The organism is Pseudomonas sp. 210_17 TE3656, assembly GCF_054821965.1.
The window spans coordinates 1,652,116-1,673,828 of record NZ_JBTRBC010000001.1 but is presented as its reverse complement, the minus strand read 5'-3'; the positions used below and the strand labels follow the sequence as shown (position 1 = coordinate 1,673,828).

Here is a 21,713-nt window from a genome sequence, read left to right as displayed (position 1 = left end):
CCTGGCCAACTGCAACTGCCAAGCATTTCCATTTGCATGCAGATGGCATTTTATCCGGCCCCTCAGGATTTCTCGAAGACGTGAACAACAACAAGTTTTCCCCGCGTTCTGCCCCACGCCTGCGCACCCGTTTGCTGCCACTGGCGCTGGCCCTGGCAGTCAGTGGCGGTATCGCCAGCAGCTATGCCGACCAGGTGGCGACCAGCATCCAGATCCCGGCCCAGTCGCTGGCTTCGGCCTTGAGCCAACTGGGGCAGCAGACTTCGCTGCAATTGTTCTTCAGCCCCGAGCTGGTGGCCGGCAAGCAAGCTCCGGCCGTGTCCGGCACCTTGGCGCCGGAGCAGGCTCTACAGACACTGCTGCAAGGCAGCGGGCTGACTTACGAGATTTCCCAGGGCACTGTGGTGCTCAAGCCTGCGCAGAGTGCAGGTACCCTGACCACCGGTAGCCTCGAACTGGCACCGACCGACGTCAAGGTCGTCGGTGACTGGCTCGGCAACGCCGAAGAAACCGTGGTCCAGAACCATCCTGGCGCCCGGACTGTGGTGCGCCGCGAGGCGATGGTCGAGCAGGGCGCGATGAACGTGCGCGATGTGCTGCGTGGCATTCCGGGTGTGCAGGTGCAGGATTCAAACGGTACCGGCGGCAGCGATATCGCCCTCAACGTTGGCGTGCGCGGTCTGACCTCGCGCTTGTCGCCGCGCTCCACCGTGCTGATCGATGGCATTCCAGCGGCCTTCGCCCCGTATGGTCAGCCGCAGCTGTCGATGGCACCGATCTCCTCTGGCAACCTCGACAGCATCGATGTGGTCCGTGGTGCCGGCTCGGTACGTTATGGTCCGCAGAACGTCGGTGGGGTCATCAACTTCGTGACCCGGGCAATTCCTGAAAAGGCCACCGGCGAGTTGTCCACCACCATGGAAACCTCCCGCCATGGCGGCTGGAAACATATCGAGTCGGCGTTCCTCGGCGGTACCGCTGACAATGGCCTGGGCGCGGCGCTGCTGTATTCCGGGGTCAACGGCAATGGCTATCGCAGCAGCAACAACGGCAACGACATCGACGATGTGCTGTTGAAGACCAACTGGGCGGTGACTGACAGCGACGAGTTGTGGCTGAACTTTCACTATTACGATGCCAAGGCCGATATGCCCGGCGGTCTGACCCAGGCGCAGTTCGACGACGATCCGTACCAGTCCGATCGTGACCACGACAACTTCAGCGGCCGCCGTAAAGACGTCTCGCTCAAGTACCTGCGCCAGATCGACGACCTTACCCAGTTCGAAGTGCAGACCTACTACACCGACAGCTTCCGTGGCAGCAGCATCGCCGCCCGCGACCAGGAGACCCTGTCTTCGTACCCGCGCAGCTACCACACCTTTGCGATCGAACCGCGTGTGTCGCGGATCTTCTTCGCCGGTCCGACCACCCAGGAAGTCAGCGTCGGTTATCGCTACCTCAAGGAAGCGATGCATGAACAATCGACCCGCTTGGCCTTGGTCGACAACGTCCCGACCCCGGCGCCTGGCTCAGACGGTCATGTGTTCCAGGACCGTACCGGTGGTACCGAAGCCAGTGCCTATTACATCGATGACAAGATCGATGTCGGCAATTGGACCATCACTCCGGGCGTTCGCTTCGAACACATCAACACCGATTGGCATGAACGCCCGGTGATTGGTGCCAACGGCAAGCCGGTGCAGGAGAAAAACCGCAGCGTGACCAGCAACGAGCCGTTGCCAGCGCTGAGCGTGATGTATCACCTGTCCGATGAATGGAAACTGTTCGCCAACTACGAAACCTCGTTCGGCAGCCTGCAGTACTTCCAGCTGGGGCAGGGTGGCATCGGTGACCAGACCGCCAATGGCCTGGAACCGGAAAAAGCCAAGACCTATGAAGTGGGTACCCGATACAACAATGGTACCTGGGGCGGCGAGCTGACTGCGTTCTACATCGACTTCGATGACGAACTGCAATACATCAGCAACGATATTGGCTGGACCAATCTTGGTGCGACCAAGCACCAGGGTATCGAGGCCTCGATGCACTATGACCTGTCGGGTCTCGATCCACGTCTACAGGGCTTGAGCGCCAATGCCGCATTCACCTACACCCGCGCCACCTATGAAGGGGAAATTCCCGGTTTCAAAGGCCGCGACCTGCCGTTCTACTCGCGGCAAGTGGTTAACGCCGGGCTGCGTTACCAGATCAATCGCTGGACCTGGAACCTGGATGCCTTTGCCCAATCGAAGCAACGCGCACCGGGCACTGGTATGAATAAAGATGGCAGTTTCAACGGTGACTACATCACCGAGCCGAGTGCCGACGGTCAGTTTGGCGACATTCCGGGCTACGTCACCTGGGCGGCGCGCGGTGGCTACGACTTCGGCCAGGAGCTGTCGAACCTGAAGTTGGCGGCAGGGGTTAAGAACATCTTCGACAAGCAGTACTACACCCGTTCCAGCGACAACAACTCGGGGATCTACCTGGGTGAGCCGCGTACCTTCTATGTTCAGGCCAGTGTAGGGTTTTGAATTGCTGGGGTTGCTGTTGCAGCCCATCGCCGGCAAGGCCGGCTCCCACAGGTATTAAGTTGACCTTTGTGGGAGCCGGCCTTGCCGGCGATTATTTTCAGGGTCAGGCCAGCGCTTCAGCCGGCGACACGATACTGGTCTTGCCCCCGCGCGAACGCCCCGAGCTCAGGTAAGCGGCAATCGACTCCTGAGTCACTTCCCCCAGAAACACCTGCTCGGCATCCAGCACCGGCAACCACGAACGATTGAACTCGTACATCCGCGACAACAGGATGCGCAGGTGCTCGTCATGGGATGCGGTGGCATTGAAAGTGCGCAGGAAGTCGGCGCAGCTACCGTGCTGGCGATGCAGGTCGCGCCGACGCACATAGCCCATGGCCTTGTTCTGCGCATCGGTGACCACCACGTAGCGCCGGTCATGCTCGTCCATCAGTTCCAGCGCATCGTTGACCGGCGTTTGCGGGCTGACTGACGGTGCGTTGTCGGCGGCATCTTCGGCGCGTACCAGCAGCAGGCGTTTTAGCGTGCTGTCCTGACCGACGAAGTTGCTCACGAAGTCGTCAGCCGGGTGCGCCAGCAGCGTATCCGGATGGTCGATCTGGATCAGTTTGCCGGCACGGAAAATGGCGATCTTGTCACCCAGTTTGATCGCCTCGTCGATGTCGTGGCTGACCATGATCACGGTCTTGTTAAGCGCCCGCTGCATCTCGAAAAACTCGTTCTGGATCATCTCGCGGTTGATCGGGTCGACCGCGCCGAACGGCTCGTCCATCAACAGCAGCGGTGCCTCGGCGGCCAGGGCGCGGATCACCCCGATGCGCTGTTGCTGACCACCGGACAGCTCGCGCGGGTAGCGCTGCAGGTACTGCTTGGGTTCGAGCTTGATCATGCTCATCAGTTCGCGGGCACGCTCATGGCACTTTTGCTTGTCCCAGCCGAGCAGGCGCGGGACCACGGTGATGTTTTCCTCGATGGTCATGTTGGGAAACAGACCGATTTGCTGGATCACATAGCCGATGCGCCGACGCAGGGTGACTTCGTCCAGACCCGTGGTGTCTTCGCCATTGATCAGCACCTTGCCGGAGGTTGGCGCGATCAGGCGGTTGATCATTTTCAGCGTGGTGCTTTTGCCGCAACCGGACGGGCCGAGGAACACGCAGATCTCGCCTTCATTGACGGTCAGGCTGACAGCATCGACGGCTTTGACGTCTTTACCGTTGGCGTGAAAGGTCTTGCTCAGGTTCTGGAGTTCGATCATTTGCGCAGTCCTTCTGGAGTCAGGGCACGTTGCAGGGTTTGCAGCAGCAGGTCAGCGAAGATGGCCAGCAGGCTCACCAGCATTGCACCGACCAGCAGCATCGACATGTCGCTACGGCTGATGGAGGTCAGGATCAGTACGCCCAGGCCACCGGCGCCGATGGTCGCGGCGATGGTCATGACGCCAATGTTCATCACCACCGCAGTACGTACGCCGGCGAGAATCACCGGTACGGCGATGGGCAGTTCGACCATGCGCAGGCGCTGGCCGAAGGTCATGCCGATACCGCGTGCGGCTTCACGAATTCCTGGCTCGACGTTGGTCAGTGCCAGGTAGGTGTTGCGCAGGATCGGCAGCAATGAATAAAGAAACACCGCAGTGATCGCCGGCAATGGCCCCAGGCCCTGACCGAACTTGGAGTAGAACGGCAACAGCAGGCCGAACAGGGCGATCGAAGGGATGGTCAGCAGCACCGTGGCGCACGCCTGCAAGGGGCCGGCGAGGGCAGGGAAGCGGGTCATGAGGATGCCCAGCGGTACGCCGAACAGAATCGCCAGGCTGACGGCGATGCCGACCAGGGTGATGTGCTGCCAGGTCAGGTGCAGGACCTGGGCCCAGTCCAGGTGAGCGAAGGTATCGAGCATGGTCATGGCTGCTCCTGTGCAGGTGGATGCTGGCGCAGGTACTCGGCGGCGACCTTGCCCGGACTCTGGTGCTCGACGTCGACTTTGGCGTTGAGTTCGCGCAGGGTCTGGTCATCCAGTTGCTCGGCCAGCGGCTTGAGCAGGGTGGCCAGTTGCGGGTGGGCGTCGAGGATTTCCTTACGCACCACCGGGGCGGCGGTGTAGTCGGGGAAGTAGTGCTTGTCGTCTTCGAGCAGTTTCAGGTCAAAGGCGCTCAGGCGCCCGTCGGTGGTATAGACCAGGCCACTGAATACCTGGCCATTGCGCAGCGCGGTGTAGACCAGGCCTGCGTCCATCTGACGGATGTTACGGCGGGTCAGTTGCAGGTCGTAGGTTTCGGTGAGGCCGACCAGGCCATCGGGGCGGTTGGCGAACTCGGTGTCCAGGGCGATCACATGAGTGCGTTGTTTCTCCTCACGCAATACCTGGTTCAGCTGGCTGATGGTGTTCACCTGTGGATACTGCTCGGCAATCTTGCGCGGCAGGGCCAGGGCGTAGGTGTTGCTGAATTTCGACGGCGCCAGCCAGATCAGGCCTTTCCTGGCATCCAGTTCCTTGACCTTGGCATAAGTCGCCGCGGCGCTGGGCATGCGCTCGTCGATGTGGTTATACGACACCAGCGACACCCCGGTGTATTCCCAGACCATGTCCAGCTGGCCGGTTTCATGGGCGCTGCGGGCCAGATTGCTGCCCAGCCCACCGGTGATGCGCACATCGAAGCCGTTCTGGTTGAGGTAGCGGGCGGTGATTTCCGCCAGCACGGTCTGTTCGGTGAAGACCCGTGCGCCGAGACGGATCACAGGTTTTGTCGCGGCCTGGGCAAATCCCGAGAACAGCAGGGCCGCGCCCAGTAACAAGGCGATTCTTTTCATTGGAGTTCCTTCGCTTAGTGGGCCAGGCCGCGTTCAAGCCAGCGCCGGCTGCCTTGCGCCACCAGGGCGTCGAGCAAGAGGGCGAGCAAAGCGGTGCAGGCAGCGCCGAGCAGCAGTTGCGGCTGATTGTTCAGGGCGATGCCGGGAAAAATCAGGCTGCCCAGGCTGTTGGCGCCGATCAGGAACGACAGCGGTGCGGTGCCGACGTTGATCGCCAGGGCCACCCGTACACCGCCGACGATGATCGGCACCGCATTGGGTAGCTCGACCTGCCACAGCTGTTGACGGGCTGTCATGCCGATACCGGTGGCGGCTTCCTTGAGCGAGGCGGGAACGTTTTTCAGGCCCTCGTAGGTGTTGCGCACGATGGGCAGGAGGGAGGCGAGGAACAGGGCGAAGATCGCGGGACCGGCGCCAATGCCGAGGAAACTCAGGGCAATGGCCAGAACGGCCAAGGGGGGGATGGTGTTGCCAATATTGAAAAGTTGCATGAAACGTTCGGCGCGGTCGACCCGGTGTGGTCGACTCAAGGCAATCCCAGCGGGTATGCCCACGGCTAACGCCGCCACCATCGACAGCAGCACCAGCATCAGGTGCGCTTGCAGGTAGAACCACAGATCGGCGCGGTAGTGCGCGATCGTATCGATGCCGATCCAGTGGATCAGCAGGGCCAGGATGACGAGCGCGAAGGCACATCCCATCAGCCCCTTGCCATAGCGTATAGCCACAGGCGGACTCCTTTTGTTGTCGGCGAACACACTCCCGTGGCGGCCACCATTCCAGGTGGCAGGCAGTGTGATCGCGATAAGCAGCGCGTTGTCCGGAACGGAGCGAAACACGCCATAAGCGAAGCCTCGTCAGGCTCGTGGTGCCGGTGAAACCAACCCTGACGAACGGTCATTACCGATTGCATATCAGGGGAGTGGACGCCTCCACAGCCGTAAAGGTTCCCATCTGAAGCAGCATTTGGCCAGCGTTAATCCCTGTGGTGTATGAAGATTCGTGCGAATAAACCGGGCATTTCCTCCCCAGAGTCATTGAATTACCTGCTATCAGGCCATCCGTCATGAAGCTCAACATTGCAGAGGAAAATTTCATGATAGTCGCTTGAGGGAATATTCCTCTAAGGGTATTTTATTGCCATGGTCAATCAGGTTTTGTACTGAATTTGTTTCGGATTTCGAGGATTTGACTGAACAGATCCAGGATGAGTTACTCAGCCAGCTGAGGGTACTGGAGAGCCGCGGACCAGCACTTGGGCGGCCGCGCGTGGATACGTTGAAAGGATCTCGATATCACAACATGAAGGAACTGCGGTTTGACGCTCAAAATGGTGTCTGGCGAGTGGCTTTTGCATTTGATCCCAAGCGATGCGCCATTATTCTCGTGGCAGGCGACAAGGCTGGAGTGAGCCAGCAACGGTTTTACCGGAATCTGATCCGGCATGCCGATGAGCGTTTTGAAAGGTATTTGTCAGGAGGTGAGGAACATGTCCAAAACACTTGATGAAGTCATCAACAGTCTTTCGCCCGAACGCCGGGCACGCATCGAGCAACGCGGGCGTGAGCTGATTCGCGAAGAAATGACCTTGCAGGCATTGCGCAAACAGCTGGAGCTTACCCAGGAAGGCATGGCCGAGCGTCTGGACATCCGTCAGGCGAATATTTCCAAGGTCGAGAGGCGCAGCGACATGCTGATTTCGACCCTGCGCACCTACGTGGAAGCAATGGGCGGAACACTTGAACTGGTTGCACATATGCCGGGTCGCGGGCCTATCACCCTTGAAGGTTTCGCTGACGGCTCGGGAGGACATAAATAGCGTGCTCGACATTGCGCGCGACCGGCGGGGGATCAGATTTTGGTCCCTGCCTGACTTCAGGTATGATATCGCCCCTTTTTCAATCCCCCAGTCAGGCGATTTCCCATGACCAACCAGGCCGCCGAAGTCGCGAAGCGCCGCACTTTCGCCATTATTTCCCACCCCGACGCCGGTAAGACCACCATCACCGAGAAGCTTTTGCTGATGGGCAAGGCGATCGCCGTTGCCGGTACGGTGAAGTCGCGTAAATCCGACCGCCATGCCACCTCCGACTGGATGGAAATGGAGAAGCAGCGTGGTATCTCCATCACTACCTCGGTGATGCAGTTCCCGTATCGCGAGCACATGATCAACCTGCTCGACACCCCGGGTCACGAAGACTTCTCCGAAGATACCTACCGCACCCTGACCGCAGTCGACTCGGCGCTGATGGTGCTCGACGGCGGTAAAGGCGTCGAGCCACGGACCATCGCCCTGATGGACGTCTGCCGTCTGCGTGATACGCCGATCGTCAGCTTCATCAACAAACTCGACCGCGATATCCGCGACCCGATCGAGCTGCTCGACGAAATCGAGGCGGTACTGAAGATCAAGGCTGCGCCGATCACCTGGCCGATTGGTTGCTACCGTGACTTCAAAGGTGTGTACCACCTGGCTGGCGACTACATCATCGTTTACACCCCGGGCCACGGCCATGAGCGTACCGAGGTGAAGATCATCGAGAAACTCGACTCCGACGAAGCCCGGTCACACCTGGGTGACGAGTACGAGCGCTTCCTCGAGCAGCTGGAACTGGTGCAGGGCGCCTGCCACGAATTCGACCAGGACGAGTTCATGCGCGGCGAGCTGACCCCGGTGTTCTTCGGTACCGCACTGGGCAACTTCGGGGTTGACCATGTGCTCGATGCCGTCGTCGACTGGGCGCCACGTCCGTTGCCGCGCGTCGCCAACGAGCGCAGCGTCGAGCCGGTGGAAGAGAAGTTCAGCGGTTTCGTGTTCAAGATCCAGGCGAACATGGACCCCAAGCACCGCGACCGTATCGCCTTCATGCGCATCTGCTCGGGCAAGTACGAGAAGGGCATGAAAATGCGTCACGTGCGTACCGGCAAGGACTTGCGGATCGGCGACGCGCTGACCTTCTTCTCCTCCGAGCGTGAGCAACTGGAAGAGGCCTGGGCCGGTGACATCATCGGTCTGCACAACCATGGCACCATCCAGATCGGTGATACCTTCACCGAAGGCGAGGCGCTGGGCTTCACCGGTATTCCGCACTTCGCTCCGGAACTGTTCCGCCGCGTACGCCTGAAAGACCCGCTCAAGTCCAAGCAATTGCGCCAGGGCTTGCAGCAGCTGGCCGAAGAGGGCGCGACCCAGGTGTTCTTCCCCGAGCGCAGCAACGACATCATCCTCGGCGCCGTCGGTGTGCTGCAGTTCGATGTGGTCGCCAGCCGCCTGAAGGAAGAATACAAGGTCGAATGCGCCTACGAGCCGATCACTGTCTGGTCCGCGCGCTGGATCAGCTGTGACGACAAGAAGAAGCTTGAGGAATTCAAGAACAAGGCCGTGGAAAACCTGGCTATCGACGGCGGTGGTCACCTGACCTACCTGGCCCCGACCCGGGTCAACCTGGCGCTGATGGAAGAGCGCTGGCCGGATGTGAAGTTCCGCGCAACGCGCGAGCACCACTAAAAACATCGCCGGCAAGGCCGGCTCCCACTCCTGACCTTGTGGGAGCCGGCCTTGCCGGCGATGGCTGCAAAGCAGCCTGGTTTTAGTTCCCCGCCTTGATTCCGGTCCAGATCCGCGTACGAATGCGGTCGATCTTGGCTGGCATCGCCTCCAGTGCATACAGCTTGCCGAGCATCTCGTCGCTCGGGTAGATCATGGTGTTGGCCTTCAGCGCCGGGTCCACCAGGGTGTCAGCCTTGAGGTTGCCGTTGGCGTACTGCACATGGTCGCTGATGTTGGCCATCACGTCTGGTTGCAGCAGGTAGTTCATGTAGGCATAACCGGCTTTCTCGTCCGGTGCATCAGCCGGCATGGCAACCATGTCGAACCACATCGGCGCGCCTTCTTTAGGAATCGAATAGCCAACCTTCACGTTGTTGTTCGCTTCTTCTGCACGGTTCTTGGCCTGCAGTACGTCGCCCGAGAACCCCACCACTACGCAGACATCGCCGTTGGCCAGGTCACCGGTGTATTTCGACGAGTGGAAGTAGCTGATGTACGGACGGACCTTCATCAGCAGTTCCTTGGCCTTTTCATAGTCCTTTGGATCCTGGCTGTGGTGCGGCAGGCCCAGGTAGTTGAGGGCGATCGGCAGCAGTTCCGGGCCGTTGTCCAGCACTGCCACGCCGCAGCTCTTGAGCTTGCTGATGTACTCGGGCTTGAAGATCAGGTCCCAGGAATCCACCGGGGCATCGTCGCCCAGCACCGCTTTGACCTTGTCGATGTTGTAGCCGATCCCGGTGCTGCCCCACAGATACGGGAAGCCGTACTGGTTGCCCGGGTCGTTGACCTCCAGCGCCTTGAGCAGCACCGGATTGAGGTTCTGCCAGTTCGGCAGCTGGCTCTTGTCGAGCTTTTTCAGCGCCTTGCCCTGGATCTGCCGGGCCATGAAGTGGTTGGACGGGAATACCACGTCATAGCCGGAGTTACCGGTCATCAGCTTGCCGTCGAGGGTTTCGTTGCTGTCGAACACGTCGTAGGTCGGCACGATACCGCTGGCTTGCTGGAAGTTCTTCAGCGTATCGGGAGCGATGTAGCTGGACCAGTTGTAGATTTTCACCGAGTCGGCCTGGGCCACCGCGGTAGCCAGCAACAGGGGGGCGATGAGCAATGCGCGCATGTCTGGATTCCTTGCTTTGTCTGTTTTTATCGAAGGAGGCAGGCGATCAAACGATCAGAAAATCAGTACATAGGTTTTGCGCACGGTTTCCTGGATATCCCAGATACCGGTGCTGTTGGCGGGCAGCATGATGGCGTCGCCAGCTTCGATGGTCAGCGGCTCGCCGCCGTCGGGAGTGAAGGTGCAGCGGCCCTTGATGAAATGGCAGAACTCCTGCTGCACGATCTGCCGCCGCCAGCGCCCCGGGGTGCACTCCCAGATGCCGGTTTCGACGCCGTCGCTGCGCTCGACAGCGGTCACCGAGGCAATCGCCACCGGCTCGCCCAGAGGCACGGCGACCGGATTGGATTCTTGCAACGCGACAGTGTCGGTGTTCTTGAACTGGGTAATGCTCATACCGGTGAATCCTGTTCAGGGGGAACGAAAAATCAGTGCATGAAACCTTCCATGAAGTCCGCTACGCCACTGGCCAGGCGTCGGCGCCAAGGGGCGCTGGACGGGTCGGCGAGGGTCTGGTCTTCATGGACGAAACTCTTGATGATGGCGTTGTAGCCCAGCCAGCGGCACGGCTCCGGTTCCCAGCCTTTGAGGCTGGACAGCGTACTGCCGGGGTGAACCCAGGGTTGCTCGGTCAGCTCGCTGCGCCGTTCAAGGATCAGGTCGGCCAGGGTACGTCCGCCCAGGTTGCTGGCACCGACCCCTTCACCACCGTAGCCACCGGCCAGGGCGATGCCTTGCTTTTGGTCGCAGAGCATGTGCGGCTGAAAACGCCGGGCCATACCCAGGTTGCCGCCCCAGGCGTGGGTGATGGCGACGTCCTTGAGCTGCGGGAACAGCTCGCCGAACAGGTAGCGGCGCAGCTCGATCTCGCTGCTGGTGAGGTCGAAGTTCTCCCGCAGGCGCCCGGCAAAGCGGTAGCCGCCACGGGCGCCGAACACCAGGCGATTATCGGCGCTGCGCTGGCCATAGGTGACCTGGCGGCTGTTTTCGCTGAAAGCCTGGCCGCGGTTCAGGCCAATCTTCTCCCAGACCTGCTCCGGCAGCGGTTCGGTGGCCACAATCAGGCTCTGTACCGGCATCTGGTAATGGCCCAGCGGCGGCAGGCTGACCGAGTAGCCTTCAACGGCCGGCACCAGCCACTGACACTTGATCCGTGCCTGGGCGGTGCGCACTTCGCCTGCACGCCAGTCGAGCACCGGGCTGTTCTCGTACAGGCGCACGCCCATGCGCTCCACTGTACGGGCCAGGCTGCGCACCAGTTTGGCCGGTTGAATGGTTGCCACATTGGGGTTGAAGATCGCCCCATAGGCTTTGCTGATGCGCAGCTGGCTGGCCAGTTGTTCAGGGCTCAGCCAGCGGTAGTCGTCTTCGTTCAGGCCTTGCTTGTACAGCTTGTCCAGGTAGGCGCGAAGGGTCGCTTTCTGTTCTGGATAACGTGCCGCGCAATACAGCACGCCGCCTTTGCGATAGTCGCAGTCGATGTCTTCGCGCTCGAGTACGCGCTGCACTTCATCGGGAATGCCATGCAGCAGGTCGTAGGAGGCACGGCGTTGCTCTGGCGAGCTGGCCGCGAGCAGACGATCCTCGCCCAGCATATTGCCCATCAGCCAGCCACCGTTGCGACCGGAGGCGCCGAAGCCGGCGATATTGGCCTCAATGATGGCGATGTTCAGCTGCGGGGCGTGTAGTTTCAGGTAGTAGGCGGTCCACAGCCCGGTATAACCGGCGCCGATGATGCAGACGTCCACGTCCAGGTCCTGCTGCAGGGCCGCACGCGCGCTCAGCGTCTCATCCAGCTGGTCCATCCAAAGGCTGATCTTGCGCCATGCCTGCATTGTCTTCGGCTCCACATCCGTTACGGTCTGTGGGCGATCCTAGAAGCTGGCGGGGGGCGTTGTCTTAGCTGCGTGCACGCAGAGAATTCTGCTTGACCCAGGCCTTGGGCGAGAGCCCGGTGTGCTGGCGGAAACACTTGTAGAAAGCCGACAGCGAATTGAAACCGGCGGCGAACGCCAGGTCGTCGATCTTGGCGTTGCCCGGCGCGTGTTCCAGGCCATTGAGCAGGTGCTGCAGACGCGCCTGGTTGACGTAGCGGTAGAAGCTCTGGCCGAGTACCTGGTTGAGCAGGTAGGAGATCTGGTTACGGCTGTAGCCGCTCTCGCGCGCCACGCGTTGCAGATCCAGTTCCGGGTCGAGGTAGGGGTGCTGGCGCTGGAAGTACTGTTCCAGATCCTGAGCCATGGAGCTCAACTGCCGCGGTGACAGGCCCAGGCGGCTCATGGTCGGGCGCACATCACCCTGGCCGGATTGCGGCTTGGCTTCGCGAACCAGCGAGGCATATTCATTGACCCGCCAGATCAGCCCGTCGCGCACGGTGATTGCTTCGCTGGACTGGAACGCCACCAACCCTTCGCCACCGCGCAGGGTGACCTGGTACTGGATGAAGGCGGTGCAGCCGTCGACGCGGATACGGTCGCTGTGGACGATGTCTTCATCGGCCTCGCGAGGCATGCTCACGCGCACGTATTCGCGCAGCTCGGCGAAGTGCATCACGCGGTTCAGGAAAAAGTCGTTGTATTGGATATCCGGATGGTACAAGGCCATCACCCCGTCCAGGTCGCGATGCTTCCAGCACAGGTGGTAGCGCAGGACGGTGGCGGCGGTTTCCGGGGTTTGTTCCGGGCCGTCGGGGATAGGGTTTGAGGTCATAGCAGGATAGTGATGGAGGGGCTAATCGCGGGTCAAGCCCGCTCCCACAGAGGGGGACTGTGGGAGCGGGCTTGACCCGCGATGGACTTAGAGGAACTGCTCCGCGTAATGACACGCCACCTGCCGCGTCCCCACCTGCCGGAACGCCGGCTCCTCCGAAGCGCAGCGCTCGGTGGCATACGGGCAGCGCTTGTGGAACGCGCAGCCCGGTGGAGGGTTCAACGGGTTGGGCAGCTCACCGGCGATCTTGATCTTCGGCTTGAGCGGGTCCGGGTGAATGGTCGGGGTGGCCGACAGCAGCGCCTGGGTATAGGGGTGCAGCGGCTTGTTGTAGATGTCTTCCTTGGGCCCCATTTCCGCCGGGCGACCCAGGTACATCACCAGCACCTGATCGGCGACATGACGCACCACTGCCAGGTTGTGCGAGATGAACACGTAGGCGGTGTTGAACTCTTTTTGCAGGTCCATGAACAGGTTCAGCACCTGGGCCTGGATCGACACGTCGAGGGCCGAGGTCGGTTCATCGGCTACCAGCACTTTCGGTTGCAGCATCATCGCCCGGGCCAGGGCGATACGCTGGCGCTGACCACCGGAAAACATGTGTGGATAACGCTGGTAATGCTCCGGACGCAGGCCGACCTGTTGCATCATGGCCTGAACCTTTTCCCGCCGTTCGCTCTTCGACAGGTTGGTGTTGATCAGCAGCGGTTCGGCCAGCTGGTCACCGATCTTCTGCCGTGGGTTGAGCGAGGCGTAGGGGCTCTGGAACACCATCTGCACGTCTTTGCGCAGTTGCTTGCGCTCGGCTTTGTTGGCCCCGGCGACTTCCTGACCGGCGATTTTCAGCGAGCCGGAAGAGGGCTCTTCGATCAGGGTCAGGGCTCGCGCCAGGGTCGATTTGCCACAACCCGATTCGCCGACCACGGCCAGGGTTTTACCTGCCTCAAGTTCAAAGGACACGCCGTTGAGTGCACGGACCAGGGCATGGCCCTTGAACAGGCCACGGGAAACTTCGTAGTGACGGGTCAGTTCACGGGCGGTAAGGACGACGGTCATTACGCCACCTCCTGGTTCAACGGATAGAAACAACGGACCTGGCTGTGGGCCTGGGGATCGAGGGTTGGACGCTGGCGGCGGCAGTTTTCCTGAACATACGGGCAACGCGGCGACAGCAGGCAGCCTTCAGGACGGTCGTAGCGGCCGGGAACGATACCGGGCAGGGTCGCCAGGCGCTCGGCGCCTTCGCTGTGTTCGGGAATCGCCGCCAGCAGTGCTTCGCTATACGGGTGCGCCGGTACATCGAACAGCTCCGGCACCTGACCGACTTCCACGGCTTGCCCGGCATACATCACACAGACCCGCTTGGCGGTCTCGGCGACCACGGCCAGGTCGTGGGTAATCAGGATCAGCGCCATGTTCTGCTCTTTCTGCAGATTGAGCAGCAGCTCCATGATCTGCGCCTGAATGGTCACGTCCAGGGCGGTGGTCGGTTCATCGGCGATCAGCAGTTTGGGTTCGCCGGCGATGGCCATGGCGATGGCCACGCGCTGGCTCATGCCGCCCGAGAGTTGATGCGGGTAAGCGTCCAGGCGGCTTTCGGCTGCTGGAATCTCGACTTTCTTGAGCAACTCCAGGGCACGTTGGCGGGCTGCCTTGCCACGCAGGCCGAGGTGTTGGCGCAGGACTTCCTCGATCTGGAAGCCCACGGTGTAGCTCGGATTAAGGGCGGTCATCGGGTCCTGGAAGACCATCGCCATATCCTTGCCGACCACCTTGCGCCGTTGCCGGCCGCTGAGCTTGAGCATGTTGGTGCCGTCGAAGGTGAGGGCGTCGGCAGTGATCCGCCCGGGAGCGTCGATCAGGCCCATCAGCGCCATCATGGTCACCGACTTGCCTGAACCGGACTCGCCGACAATGGCCAGGACTTCACCTTCGTTCACCGTCAGGTCGAGACCGTCGACCACCGGTACCGCGCTGGCATCGCCGAAGCGCACATTCAGATTCTTGATTTCTAGAAGTGACATGGCGATCTCCTCAGGCGGCATTCTTGAGTTTCGGGTCCAGCGCATCGCGCAGTCCGTCACCCATCAGGTTGATTGCCAGCACGCTGAGCAAAATGGTCAGACCCGGCAGGCTTACTACCCACCAGGCGCGTTCGATGTAGTCGCGGGCCGAGGCCAGCATGGTGCCCCACTCCGGGGTCGGCGGCTGCACACCCAGGCCAAGGAAGCCCAGGGCCGCGGCATCGAGAATCGCCGAAGAGAAACTCAAGGTCGCCTGGACGATCAGGGGCGCCATGCAGTTGGGCAGCACGGTGACGAACATCAGGCGCGGCAGGCTGGCACCGGCCAGGCGCGCGGCAGTGACGTAGTCACGGTTCAGTTCACCCATCACCGCAGCGCGGGTCAGACGCACATAGGACGGCAGCGACACGATGGCAATGGCGATCACCGTGTTGATCAGGCCTGGGCCGAGGATGGCGACGATGGCTACCGCCAGCAGCAGCGATGGCAGCGCCAGCATCACGTCCATCAGGCGCATGATCGACGGGCCGAGGATACGCGGGAAGAATCCGGCCAACAGGCCGAGGAAGATCCCCGGAATCAGCGAGATCACCACCGACGACAGGCCGATCAGCAGCGACAGGCGCGAGCCCTGGATCAGGCGCGAGAGCAGGTCGCGGCCCAGTTCGTCGGTGCCGAGAATGAACTGCCAGTTACCGCCTTCGAGCCACACCGGTGGGGTGAGCAGGAAGTCACGGTATTGCTCGCTGGGGTTGTGTGGCGCCACCCAGGGCGCGAACAGCGCGCAGAACACGATCAGGCTCATGAACATCAGCCCGGCGACCGCGCCTTTGTTGCGCGAAAACGCCTGCCAGAACTCCTTGTAGGGCGAGGGGTAGAGCAGGCTCTGGTCGACAGCGGTGGCCGGGGTGGTGACAGATTTTGCAAGTGGGGTATTCATGACTTGGCCCTCAGCGCTGATGACGGATGCGTGGGTTGGCCAGGCCGTAGAGGATATCCACGACGAAGTTGACCAGAATCACCAGGCAGGCAATCAACAGGATGCCGTTCTGTACCACGGGGTAGTCACGGGCGCCGATGGCTTCGATCAGCCATTTGCCGATGCCCGGCCAGGAAAAGATGGTTTCGGTCAGAACCGCGCCGGCCAGCAAGGTGCCGACCTGCAGACCGAATACGGTGAGGACTGGAATCAGGGCATTGCGCAGGCCATGCACGAACACCACTCGCGCAGGCGACAGGCCTTTGGCCCGGGCGGTGCGGATATAGTCTTCGCGCAGCACTTCGAGCATTGACGAGCGGGTCATCCGGGCGATCACCGCCAATGGAATGGTACCGAGGACGATGGCCGGCAGAATCAGGTGCATCAGGGCGTCCTTGAAGGCGCCTTCTTCATCGCTGAGCAGGGTGTCGATGAGCATGAAGCCGGTTTTCGGCTCGATGTCGTACAGCAGGTCGATGCGCCCGGAAACCGGGGTCCAGCCCAGGCTTACGGAGAAGAACATGATCAGGATCAGGCCCCACCAGAAGATTGGCATCGAGTAGCCTGCCAATGAAATGCCCATCACCCCGTGATCGAACAATGACCCTCGCTTGAGAGCGGCAATCACCCCGGCCAGCAGGCCGATCACCCCGGCGAAAAACAACGCCGCGATGGCCAGTTCCAGGGTCGCCGGGAACAGCGCGAGGAACTCGGTCCAGACGCTTTCGCGGGTGCGCAGCGATTCGCCAAGGTCACCCTGGGCGAGCTTGCCGATATAGTCCAGGTATTGCGCTGGCAGCGGCTTGTTCAAGCCGAGGCGCTCCATGGCCTGGGCGTGCATCTCGGGATCCACCCGGCGTTCACCCATCATGACTTCCACCGGGTCACCGGGTATCAGCCGTATGAGTGCGAACGTCAGCAAGGTGATGCCGAAAAAGGTCGGGATCAGTAATCCCAGGCGCCGGGCAATAAAACTAAACATCTTCTGGTGTACCTCATCAGCCGGTCAGGCATGTCCGCCAGCACCCGGGTAGGGCGCCGGCGGCCGTTCTTGTTCTACTTCACCTGGGTAGTGGCGAAGTTGTTATTGGTGAGGGGGTTGATGTGGTACCCCTCAACGTTGTTGCGCATGGCGGTGAACATCTTCGGATGCGCCATGCTGATCCACGGTTGGTCTTCATCGTACACCGCCAGCGCCTTTACATAGAGCGCTGCGCGCGCATTCGTATCGGTGACTTTACGGGCGTCGTCGATCAACGTCTGGAATTTCTGGTTGCACCAGCGAGCATAGTTTTCGCCGCTTTTCACCGCATCGCAGCTGAGCAGCGGGGTGAGGAAGTTGTCCGGGTCGCCGTTGTCGCCTGCCCAGCCGGTCGAAACCATGTCGGGTTCACCTTTTTTGGCCCGGCGCAGCATTTCGGCCCATTCCATCACCCGGATATCGACTTTCAGGCCGATCTTGGCCAGGTCGGCCTGGAGCATCTGGGCGCTCAACTGCGGGTTGGGGTTGGTCGGGCCGCCGCCGTTGCGGGTGAACAGGGTCAGCACCGCACCCTCCGGTACCCCGGCTTCCTTGAGCAGGGCTCGGGCTTTGTCGAGGTCGCGGGGCGGGTTCTGGTTGGCAGTGTTGTAGCCCATCAGCGTTGGCGGATATGGGTTGACGCCGACCAGCGCATTGCCTTTGCCGAACAGCTGGTCGACGTGGGTCTGGCGGTCGAAGGCCATGTTGATGGCTTTGCGCACACGCACGTCGCTCAGGTATTTGTGCTCGGTGTTGAGCGAGATGTAACCGGTGGTCAGGGCTTCCATCTCGGCGACTTTCAGCTTGGGGTCGTTCTTGATGCTGGGAATGTCGTCGGGCTTGGGATACAGCGCCACCTGGCATTCGTTGGCCTTGAGCTTTTGCAGGCGCACATTGTTGTCGCTGGCGATGGCGAAGATCAGCGCATCGGCCGGTGGCTTGCCACGGAAGTAGTCGGGGTTGGGCTTGTAGCGGACCTGGGCGTCCTTGACGTAGCGCTGGAAGATGAATGGGCCGGTGCCGATGGGTTTGCTGTTGAGCTCGGCGGTCTTGTTGGCCTTGAGCAACTGGTCGCCATACTCGGCGGAATAGATCGAGGTGAAGGCCATGGCCAGGTCAGGCAGGAACGGTGCTTCCGGGCGGGTGAGAGTGAAGACCACGGTGTGATCGTCGGTTTTCTCGACGCTCTTGAGCAGGTCCTTGAAACCCATGCTCTCGAAATACGGGAAGCCGATGCTGGTCTTGTTGTGCCACGGGTGGTTCGGGTCCAGCTGGCGTCGGAAACTCCACAGCACGTCGTCGGCGTTCATCTCGCGGGTCGGCGTGAAGTAGTCGGTGCTGTGGAACTTCACCCCTTTGCGCAGATGGAAGGTGTAGGTCAGGCCGTCGTCGCTGATCTCCCAGCGTTCGGCCAGGGCCGGCTGGATGGTAGTGGTGCCGGGCTTGAAGTCGACCAGGCGGTTGAACACGGTTTCGGCCGATGCGTCGGCGGTTACCGCGGTGGTGTACTGGACGATATCGAAGCCTTCCGGGCTGGCCTCGGTACACACTACCAGCGGCTTGGCCGCTAGGCCCGCCGCGGTGCTCAACAGGATGGCTGCCAGGGCAGCCTGAAGCGGTAGCAATTTCATGAAACCTCCCTGCTATCAATTAAGCCAGCGTAGTCGCCACGACCGGTTCGGTGAACCGGCCGCGACAACTGACGCTTAGAGAATGTTGAATGGAATGGTGGTCACGATACGCAGCTCGTCCAGGCTGCCGTCACCCTGGTTCTTGCTGGCGCGGTGCGCGGTGTAGGTGGCGCGGATGGTGGTGTCCTTGAGTGAGCCGCTTTGTACCGCGTAAGTGGTACCGATACCCCACTCATAGTGGTTCTCGTCGTCCAGCTTCTTCACGTCATAGCCGGTGCCGGTGTAGTGGGTGCCGTCGATACCCCAGCCACGGGCGTTGTACAGGTTGAATTTGAGGCCGGGTACGCCGTACTGGGCCATGTTCAGTACATAGGCGATCTGCATCGATTTTTCGTTCGGGCCGTTGAAGTCCGAAAGCAGGGAGTTGGCCAGGTAGATCGCGTTGGTGTCGTGCAGGTAGTCGAAGTATTCGTTACCGTTGACCTGCTGGTAGGAGAAGCTCAGGTTGTGCGCCTGGTGCGTCAGGCCGAACGACAGACTGTAGGTGTCGTTGTCGATCTCACCGAGCTGGCTTTTGCCTTCATCTTTGGTCTTGTAGTAGTTCAAGCCGGTGGTCAGGCTCAATACCGAACTATCGCCCAACACGTGGTTGGCACCGAAATAGTACTGGTTCCACAAGTCTTCGACGTTGGACACGTAGAAGCTGGTATTCAGACTCTTCAGGGGCTGGTAGTTCACACCGGCGATATTGACGTGATCGGCCTCAAAGGCGCGATCACCGTACTCGGCGACAAATTTGCTGGTGCCTTGTTCGGTCCGCTGTGAAAGCCGGTCGAAGGTGCCGATATCGAAGGCCAGGTTGTCGAATTCTTCGCTGCGGATGGTCACGCCCTCGAAGCTCGACGGCAAGGCTCGGTTGCCGATGTAGGCGATGACCGGGGTGTCGATGGACTGGCGACCGGCGGTCAAGGTGGTGTTGGAGACGCGGGCCTTGACGTTGGCCAGGCCCATTTTGCTCCATTGGCCGATGACGTCACCGTCACTGTGGGTCAGGGTACGGTTGTTCGGCCCGGCCACCGCGGCGCGGCCCTGCTCGAGGGCGATGGCGTTGTAGGCGGCGACTTCGGTGGCGAAACCGATGGCGCCCTCGGTGAAGCCCGAGCTGTAGTTGAGGATGGTGCCTTGCACCCAGTTGTCACGGCTGTGCGTGTCGTGGCGGGTGCCGTCGCTTTTGTAGTACTTCCATAGCGGTGCACGGGTGGCGCGTTCGCGGGCATACCAGTTGCGGGTCGAGCCGGACAGGCTCTGGCCTTCGATAAAGCCTTTGGCTTCACTCTGGGCACTGGCGGATTTGACGCTGACCGGAACAAAGTCCTGGCTCACGGGTTCGGCCTGGGCCATGGCTGACAGGCCACTCAAGGACAATGCCAGTACTGCGGTTTTGGTTGGTCTCAAGGTAAAGCTCCCTTTCTTTTCTTTTTTTAGTTGCCGCCCGGCCTTGTGAGCTGGGCGTCTTTCTGGGTGGAACAAGGGTTGCAAACGTTTGCACGGCGACAATCGGGCATATTCTGGCTGCAAGCGCCCGCGGGAGTGGGTTGCACTCCCTTGGGCGTTGCAGGGGTTAATCGAGGCTTACGCCAGAAAAGACGTTGCGCCCGAAGGGGCTTACCTTGAAGTCCTCGACCTTGGCACTGAGCGGCTGGTTGACCGTCGAGTGGGCGATCGGGGTAATCGGCACCTGCTGCTTGAGGCGCTGCTGGGCCTGTTGATAAAGCACGGTGCGCTGCTCACGGTCGGTGATGGTCTTGGCTTTCTTGACCAGCGCGTCGTATTGCGGGTCGCACCACATGGAGTAGTTGTTGCTGCCGATGGCGTCGCAGCTGTACAGCGTGCCCAGCCAGTTGTCCGGGTCGCCGTTGTCGCCGGTCCAGCCGATCAGCGAGATATCGTGTTCGCCATCCTTGGTGCGCTTGAGGTATTCGCCCCATTCGTAGCTGACGATCTTCACCTTCAATCCGACCTTGCCCCAGTCGGCCTGAAGCATCTCGGCCATCAGCTTGGCGTTGGGGTTGTAGGGGCGTTGCACGGGCATGGCCCAGAGGGTGATTTCAGTGCCTTCCTTGACCCCGGCAGCCTTGAGCAACTCGCGGGCCTTGTCCGGGTTGTAGCCGGCGTCCTTGATGCTTTCGTCATAGGACCACTGGGTCGGCGGCATACTGCCCACTGCCAGTTGTCCGGCCTGTTGGTACACCGCCTTGACGATGGCCGGTTTGTTCACCGCCATGTCCATCGCCTGGCGTACTTCGAGCTGGTCGAAGGGTTTGTGCCGGACGTTGTAAGCGATGTAGCCAAGGTTGAAACCGGGCTTTTCGATAACCTGCAGCTGCGGGTCGCTCTTCAGCGCATCGAGGTCGGCCGGGCGTGGATGCAGGGTGATCTGGCACTCGTTCTTGCGCAGCTTCTGGATACGCACCGAAGGGTCGATGTTGATCGAAAAGATCAGCTGGTCGAGCTTGACCTGAGCCGGGTCCCAGTAGTCCTTGTTGCCGCGATAGCGGATCTGCGAGTCCTTCTGGTAACGCTGGAACACGAACGGGCCGGTACCGATCGGTTTCTGGTTGATGTCGCTGGGGCGTCCGGAGGTCATCAACTGGTGGGCGTATTCGGCTGAAAGGATGGCGGCGAAACTCATCGCCAGGTTCTGCACGAATGCGGCGTCAACGCTGTTGAGGGTGAACACCACGGTCATCGGCGCGGTCTTCTCGACCCGGGCAATGTTCTTGTCCAGGCTCATGCCGACGAAGTAGGGGAACTCAGTGGGGTAGGCCTTGCGAAACGGGTGCTCCCTGTCGAGCATTCGATTGAAGGTGAACAGTACGTCGTCGGCGTTCATCTCCCGGCTGGGGGTAAAGTCCTTGTTGCTGTGAAACTTGACCCCTTCACGCAGATGGAAGGTATAGGTCAGGCCGTCAGTGGACACTTCCCAGCTTTTGGCCAGGGCCGGTTTGACCGCAGTGGCTCCGCGTTCGAACTCGACCAGACGGTTGTAGATCGGCTCGGCGGCGTCGTTGTCGGTGGCGCTGGTGTACTGGGCGGTGTCGAAACCACCGGGGCTGCCTTCGGAGCAGAACACCAGGTTCTTGGCCAGGCTGACGGGGGCCTGGGCGAGCAGGCCGAGGCCCAGCAATGTTGCAAAAATTGGCGTATGGCGCATGACGATCCTTGATTTCTTGTTGTTTTGAGCGGTCCATGGCGCACAGCGGTACGCATCGCGCCGACTACGACACTGCCTTGACGGTAGAGCCGTCACGGCGTTGTCGATAGGTGCGATTACG

19 protein-coding genes are annotated in these 21,713 nt (G+C 60.9%); 4 read left to right on the top strand and 15 right to left on the bottom strand.

Annotation, left to right across the window (positions count from 1 at the left end; all coding sequences use genetic code 11):
* The first annotated feature begins 80 nt into the window (after positions 1-80).
* Positions 81-2,534 carry a TonB-dependent siderophore receptor gene (locus tag ACVI9W_RS07905; RefSeq protein WP_461529682.1) on the top strand — a complete coding sequence of 818 codons (2,454 nt, stop codon included), beginning with the start codon at positions 81-83 and terminating at the stop codon, positions 2,532-2,534.
* 103 nt (positions 2,535-2,637) lie between these two features.
* Here ACVI9W_RS07905 and ACVI9W_RS07900 read toward each other — a convergent pair whose 3' ends face one another.
* Genes ACVI9W_RS07900 through ACVI9W_RS07885 form a run of 4 tightly spaced genes read right to left on the bottom strand, consistent with a single transcriptional unit; the run spans position 2,638 to position 6,048 of the window.
* Positions 2,638-3,792 (bottom strand): osmoprotectant ABC transporter ATP-binding protein OsmV, encoded by a 1,155-nt coding sequence (locus ACVI9W_RS07900; RefSeq protein WP_461529681.1) that lies wholly within the window; start codon positions 3,790-3,792, stop codon positions 2,638-2,640.
* Complete coding sequence (locus tag ACVI9W_RS07895; RefSeq protein ID WP_342623200.1) at positions 3,789-4,442, bottom strand: ABC transporter permease; 654 nt, start codon at positions 4,440-4,442, stop codon at positions 3,789-3,791. Before ACVI9W_RS07895 ends, ACVI9W_RS07900 begins: the two co-directional genes overlap by 4 nt.
* Positions 4,439-5,347, bottom strand: a complete 909-nt coding sequence (locus ACVI9W_RS07890; RefSeq protein ID WP_461529680.1) for a glycine betaine ABC transporter substrate-binding protein — start codon at positions 5,345-5,347, stop codon at positions 4,439-4,441. Before ACVI9W_RS07890 ends, ACVI9W_RS07895 begins: the two co-directional genes overlap by 4 nt.
* A gap of 14 nt (positions 5,348-5,361) precedes the next feature.
* On the bottom strand, positions 5,362-6,048 hold the full coding sequence (locus tag ACVI9W_RS07885; protein WP_461531803.1) for an ABC transporter permease: 687 nt from the start codon (positions 6,046-6,048) through the stop codon (positions 5,362-5,364).
* Positions 6,049-6,535: 487 nt separating this feature from the next.
* Between ACVI9W_RS07885 and ACVI9W_RS07880 the strand changes: the two genes are divergently transcribed.
* The 3 genes from ACVI9W_RS07880 to ACVI9W_RS07870 all read left to right on the top strand — a co-directional run bounded on the left by ACVI9W_RS07880 (position 6,536) and on the right by ACVI9W_RS07870 (position 8,855).
* On the top strand, positions 6,536-6,853 hold the full coding sequence (locus ACVI9W_RS07880) for a type II toxin-antitoxin system RelE/ParE family toxin (RefSeq protein WP_257011825.1): 318 nt from the start codon (positions 6,536-6,538) through the stop codon (positions 6,851-6,853).
* Complete coding sequence (locus ACVI9W_RS07875) at positions 6,837-7,166, top strand: XRE family transcriptional regulator (protein ID WP_461529679.1); 330 nt, start codon at positions 6,837-6,839, stop codon at positions 7,164-7,166. The genes ACVI9W_RS07880 and ACVI9W_RS07875 overlap by 17 nt, the downstream gene beginning before the upstream one ends.
* Before the next feature lie 105 nt (positions 7,167-7,271).
* Entirely contained in the window at positions 7,272-8,855 is a 1,584-nt protein-coding gene (locus tag ACVI9W_RS07870) for a peptide chain release factor 3 (protein WP_461529678.1), read from the top strand.
* 82 nt (positions 8,856-8,937) lie between these two features.
* Here the strand turns inward: ACVI9W_RS07870 and ACVI9W_RS07865 are convergent, their stop codons facing one another.
* The 11 genes from ACVI9W_RS07865 to ACVI9W_RS07815 all read right to left on the bottom strand — a co-directional run bounded on the left by ACVI9W_RS07865 (position 8,938) and on the right by ACVI9W_RS07815 (position 21,592).
* A complete protein-coding gene (locus ACVI9W_RS07865) occupies positions 8,938-10,014 on the bottom strand; it encodes a polyamine ABC transporter substrate-binding protein (protein ID WP_461529677.1) in 1,077 nt (358 codons plus the stop codon).
* A gap of 54 nt (positions 10,015-10,068) precedes the next feature.
* Positions 10,069-10,410: a cupin domain-containing protein gene (locus tag ACVI9W_RS07860; RefSeq protein WP_038614473.1), complete on the bottom strand. Its 342-nt coding sequence runs from the start codon at positions 10,408-10,410 to the stop codon at positions 10,069-10,071.
* A gap of 32 nt (positions 10,411-10,442) precedes the next feature.
* Positions 10,443-11,849: an NAD(P)/FAD-dependent oxidoreductase gene (locus ACVI9W_RS07855; RefSeq protein ID WP_461529676.1), complete on the bottom strand. Its 1,407-nt coding sequence runs from the start codon at positions 11,847-11,849 to the stop codon at positions 10,443-10,445.
* Positions 11,850-11,913: 64 nt separating this feature from the next.
* Positions 11,914-12,723, bottom strand: coding sequence for an AraC family transcriptional regulator (locus tag ACVI9W_RS07850; RefSeq protein WP_461529675.1), 810 nt, complete (start codon positions 12,721-12,723; stop codon positions 11,914-11,916).
* Positions 12,724-12,810: 87 nt separating this feature from the next.
* Positions 12,811-13,779 carry a peptide ABC transporter ATP-binding protein gene (locus tag ACVI9W_RS07845; RefSeq protein ID WP_038614467.1) on the bottom strand — a complete coding sequence of 323 codons (969 nt, stop codon included), beginning with the start codon at positions 13,777-13,779 and terminating at the stop codon, positions 12,811-12,813.
* Positions 13,779-14,747, bottom strand: a complete 969-nt coding sequence (locus ACVI9W_RS07840; RefSeq protein ID WP_038614465.1) for an ABC transporter ATP-binding protein — start codon at positions 14,745-14,747, stop codon at positions 13,779-13,781. The genes ACVI9W_RS07845 and ACVI9W_RS07840 overlap by 1 nt, the downstream gene beginning before the upstream one ends.
* A 10-nt stretch (positions 14,748-14,757) precedes the next feature.
* Entirely contained in the window at positions 14,758-15,687 is a 930-nt protein-coding gene (locus tag ACVI9W_RS07835; RefSeq protein ID WP_038614462.1) for an ABC transporter permease subunit, read from the bottom strand.
* 10 nt (positions 15,688-15,697) lie between these two features.
* A complete protein-coding gene (locus ACVI9W_RS07830; RefSeq protein ID WP_038614460.1) occupies positions 15,698-16,708 on the bottom strand; it encodes an ABC transporter permease subunit in 1,011 nt (336 codons plus the stop codon).
* Positions 16,709-16,782: 74 nt separating this feature from the next.
* Positions 16,783-18,378 carry an ABC transporter substrate-binding protein gene (locus ACVI9W_RS07825; RefSeq protein ID WP_461529674.1) on the bottom strand — a complete coding sequence of 532 codons (1,596 nt, stop codon included), beginning with the start codon at positions 18,376-18,378 and terminating at the stop codon, positions 16,783-16,785.
* A 75-nt stretch (positions 18,379-18,453) separates the two neighbouring features.
* Positions 18,454-19,779, bottom strand: a complete 1,326-nt coding sequence (locus ACVI9W_RS07820) for an OprD family porin (RefSeq protein WP_461531802.1) — start codon at positions 19,777-19,779, stop codon at positions 18,454-18,456.
* A gap of 220 nt (positions 19,780-19,999) precedes the next feature.
* Positions 20,000-21,592, bottom strand: coding sequence for an ABC transporter substrate-binding protein (locus ACVI9W_RS07815; RefSeq protein WP_461529673.1), 1,593 nt, complete (start codon positions 21,590-21,592; stop codon positions 20,000-20,002).
* Between the last annotated feature and the right edge of the window lie 121 nt (positions 21,593-21,713).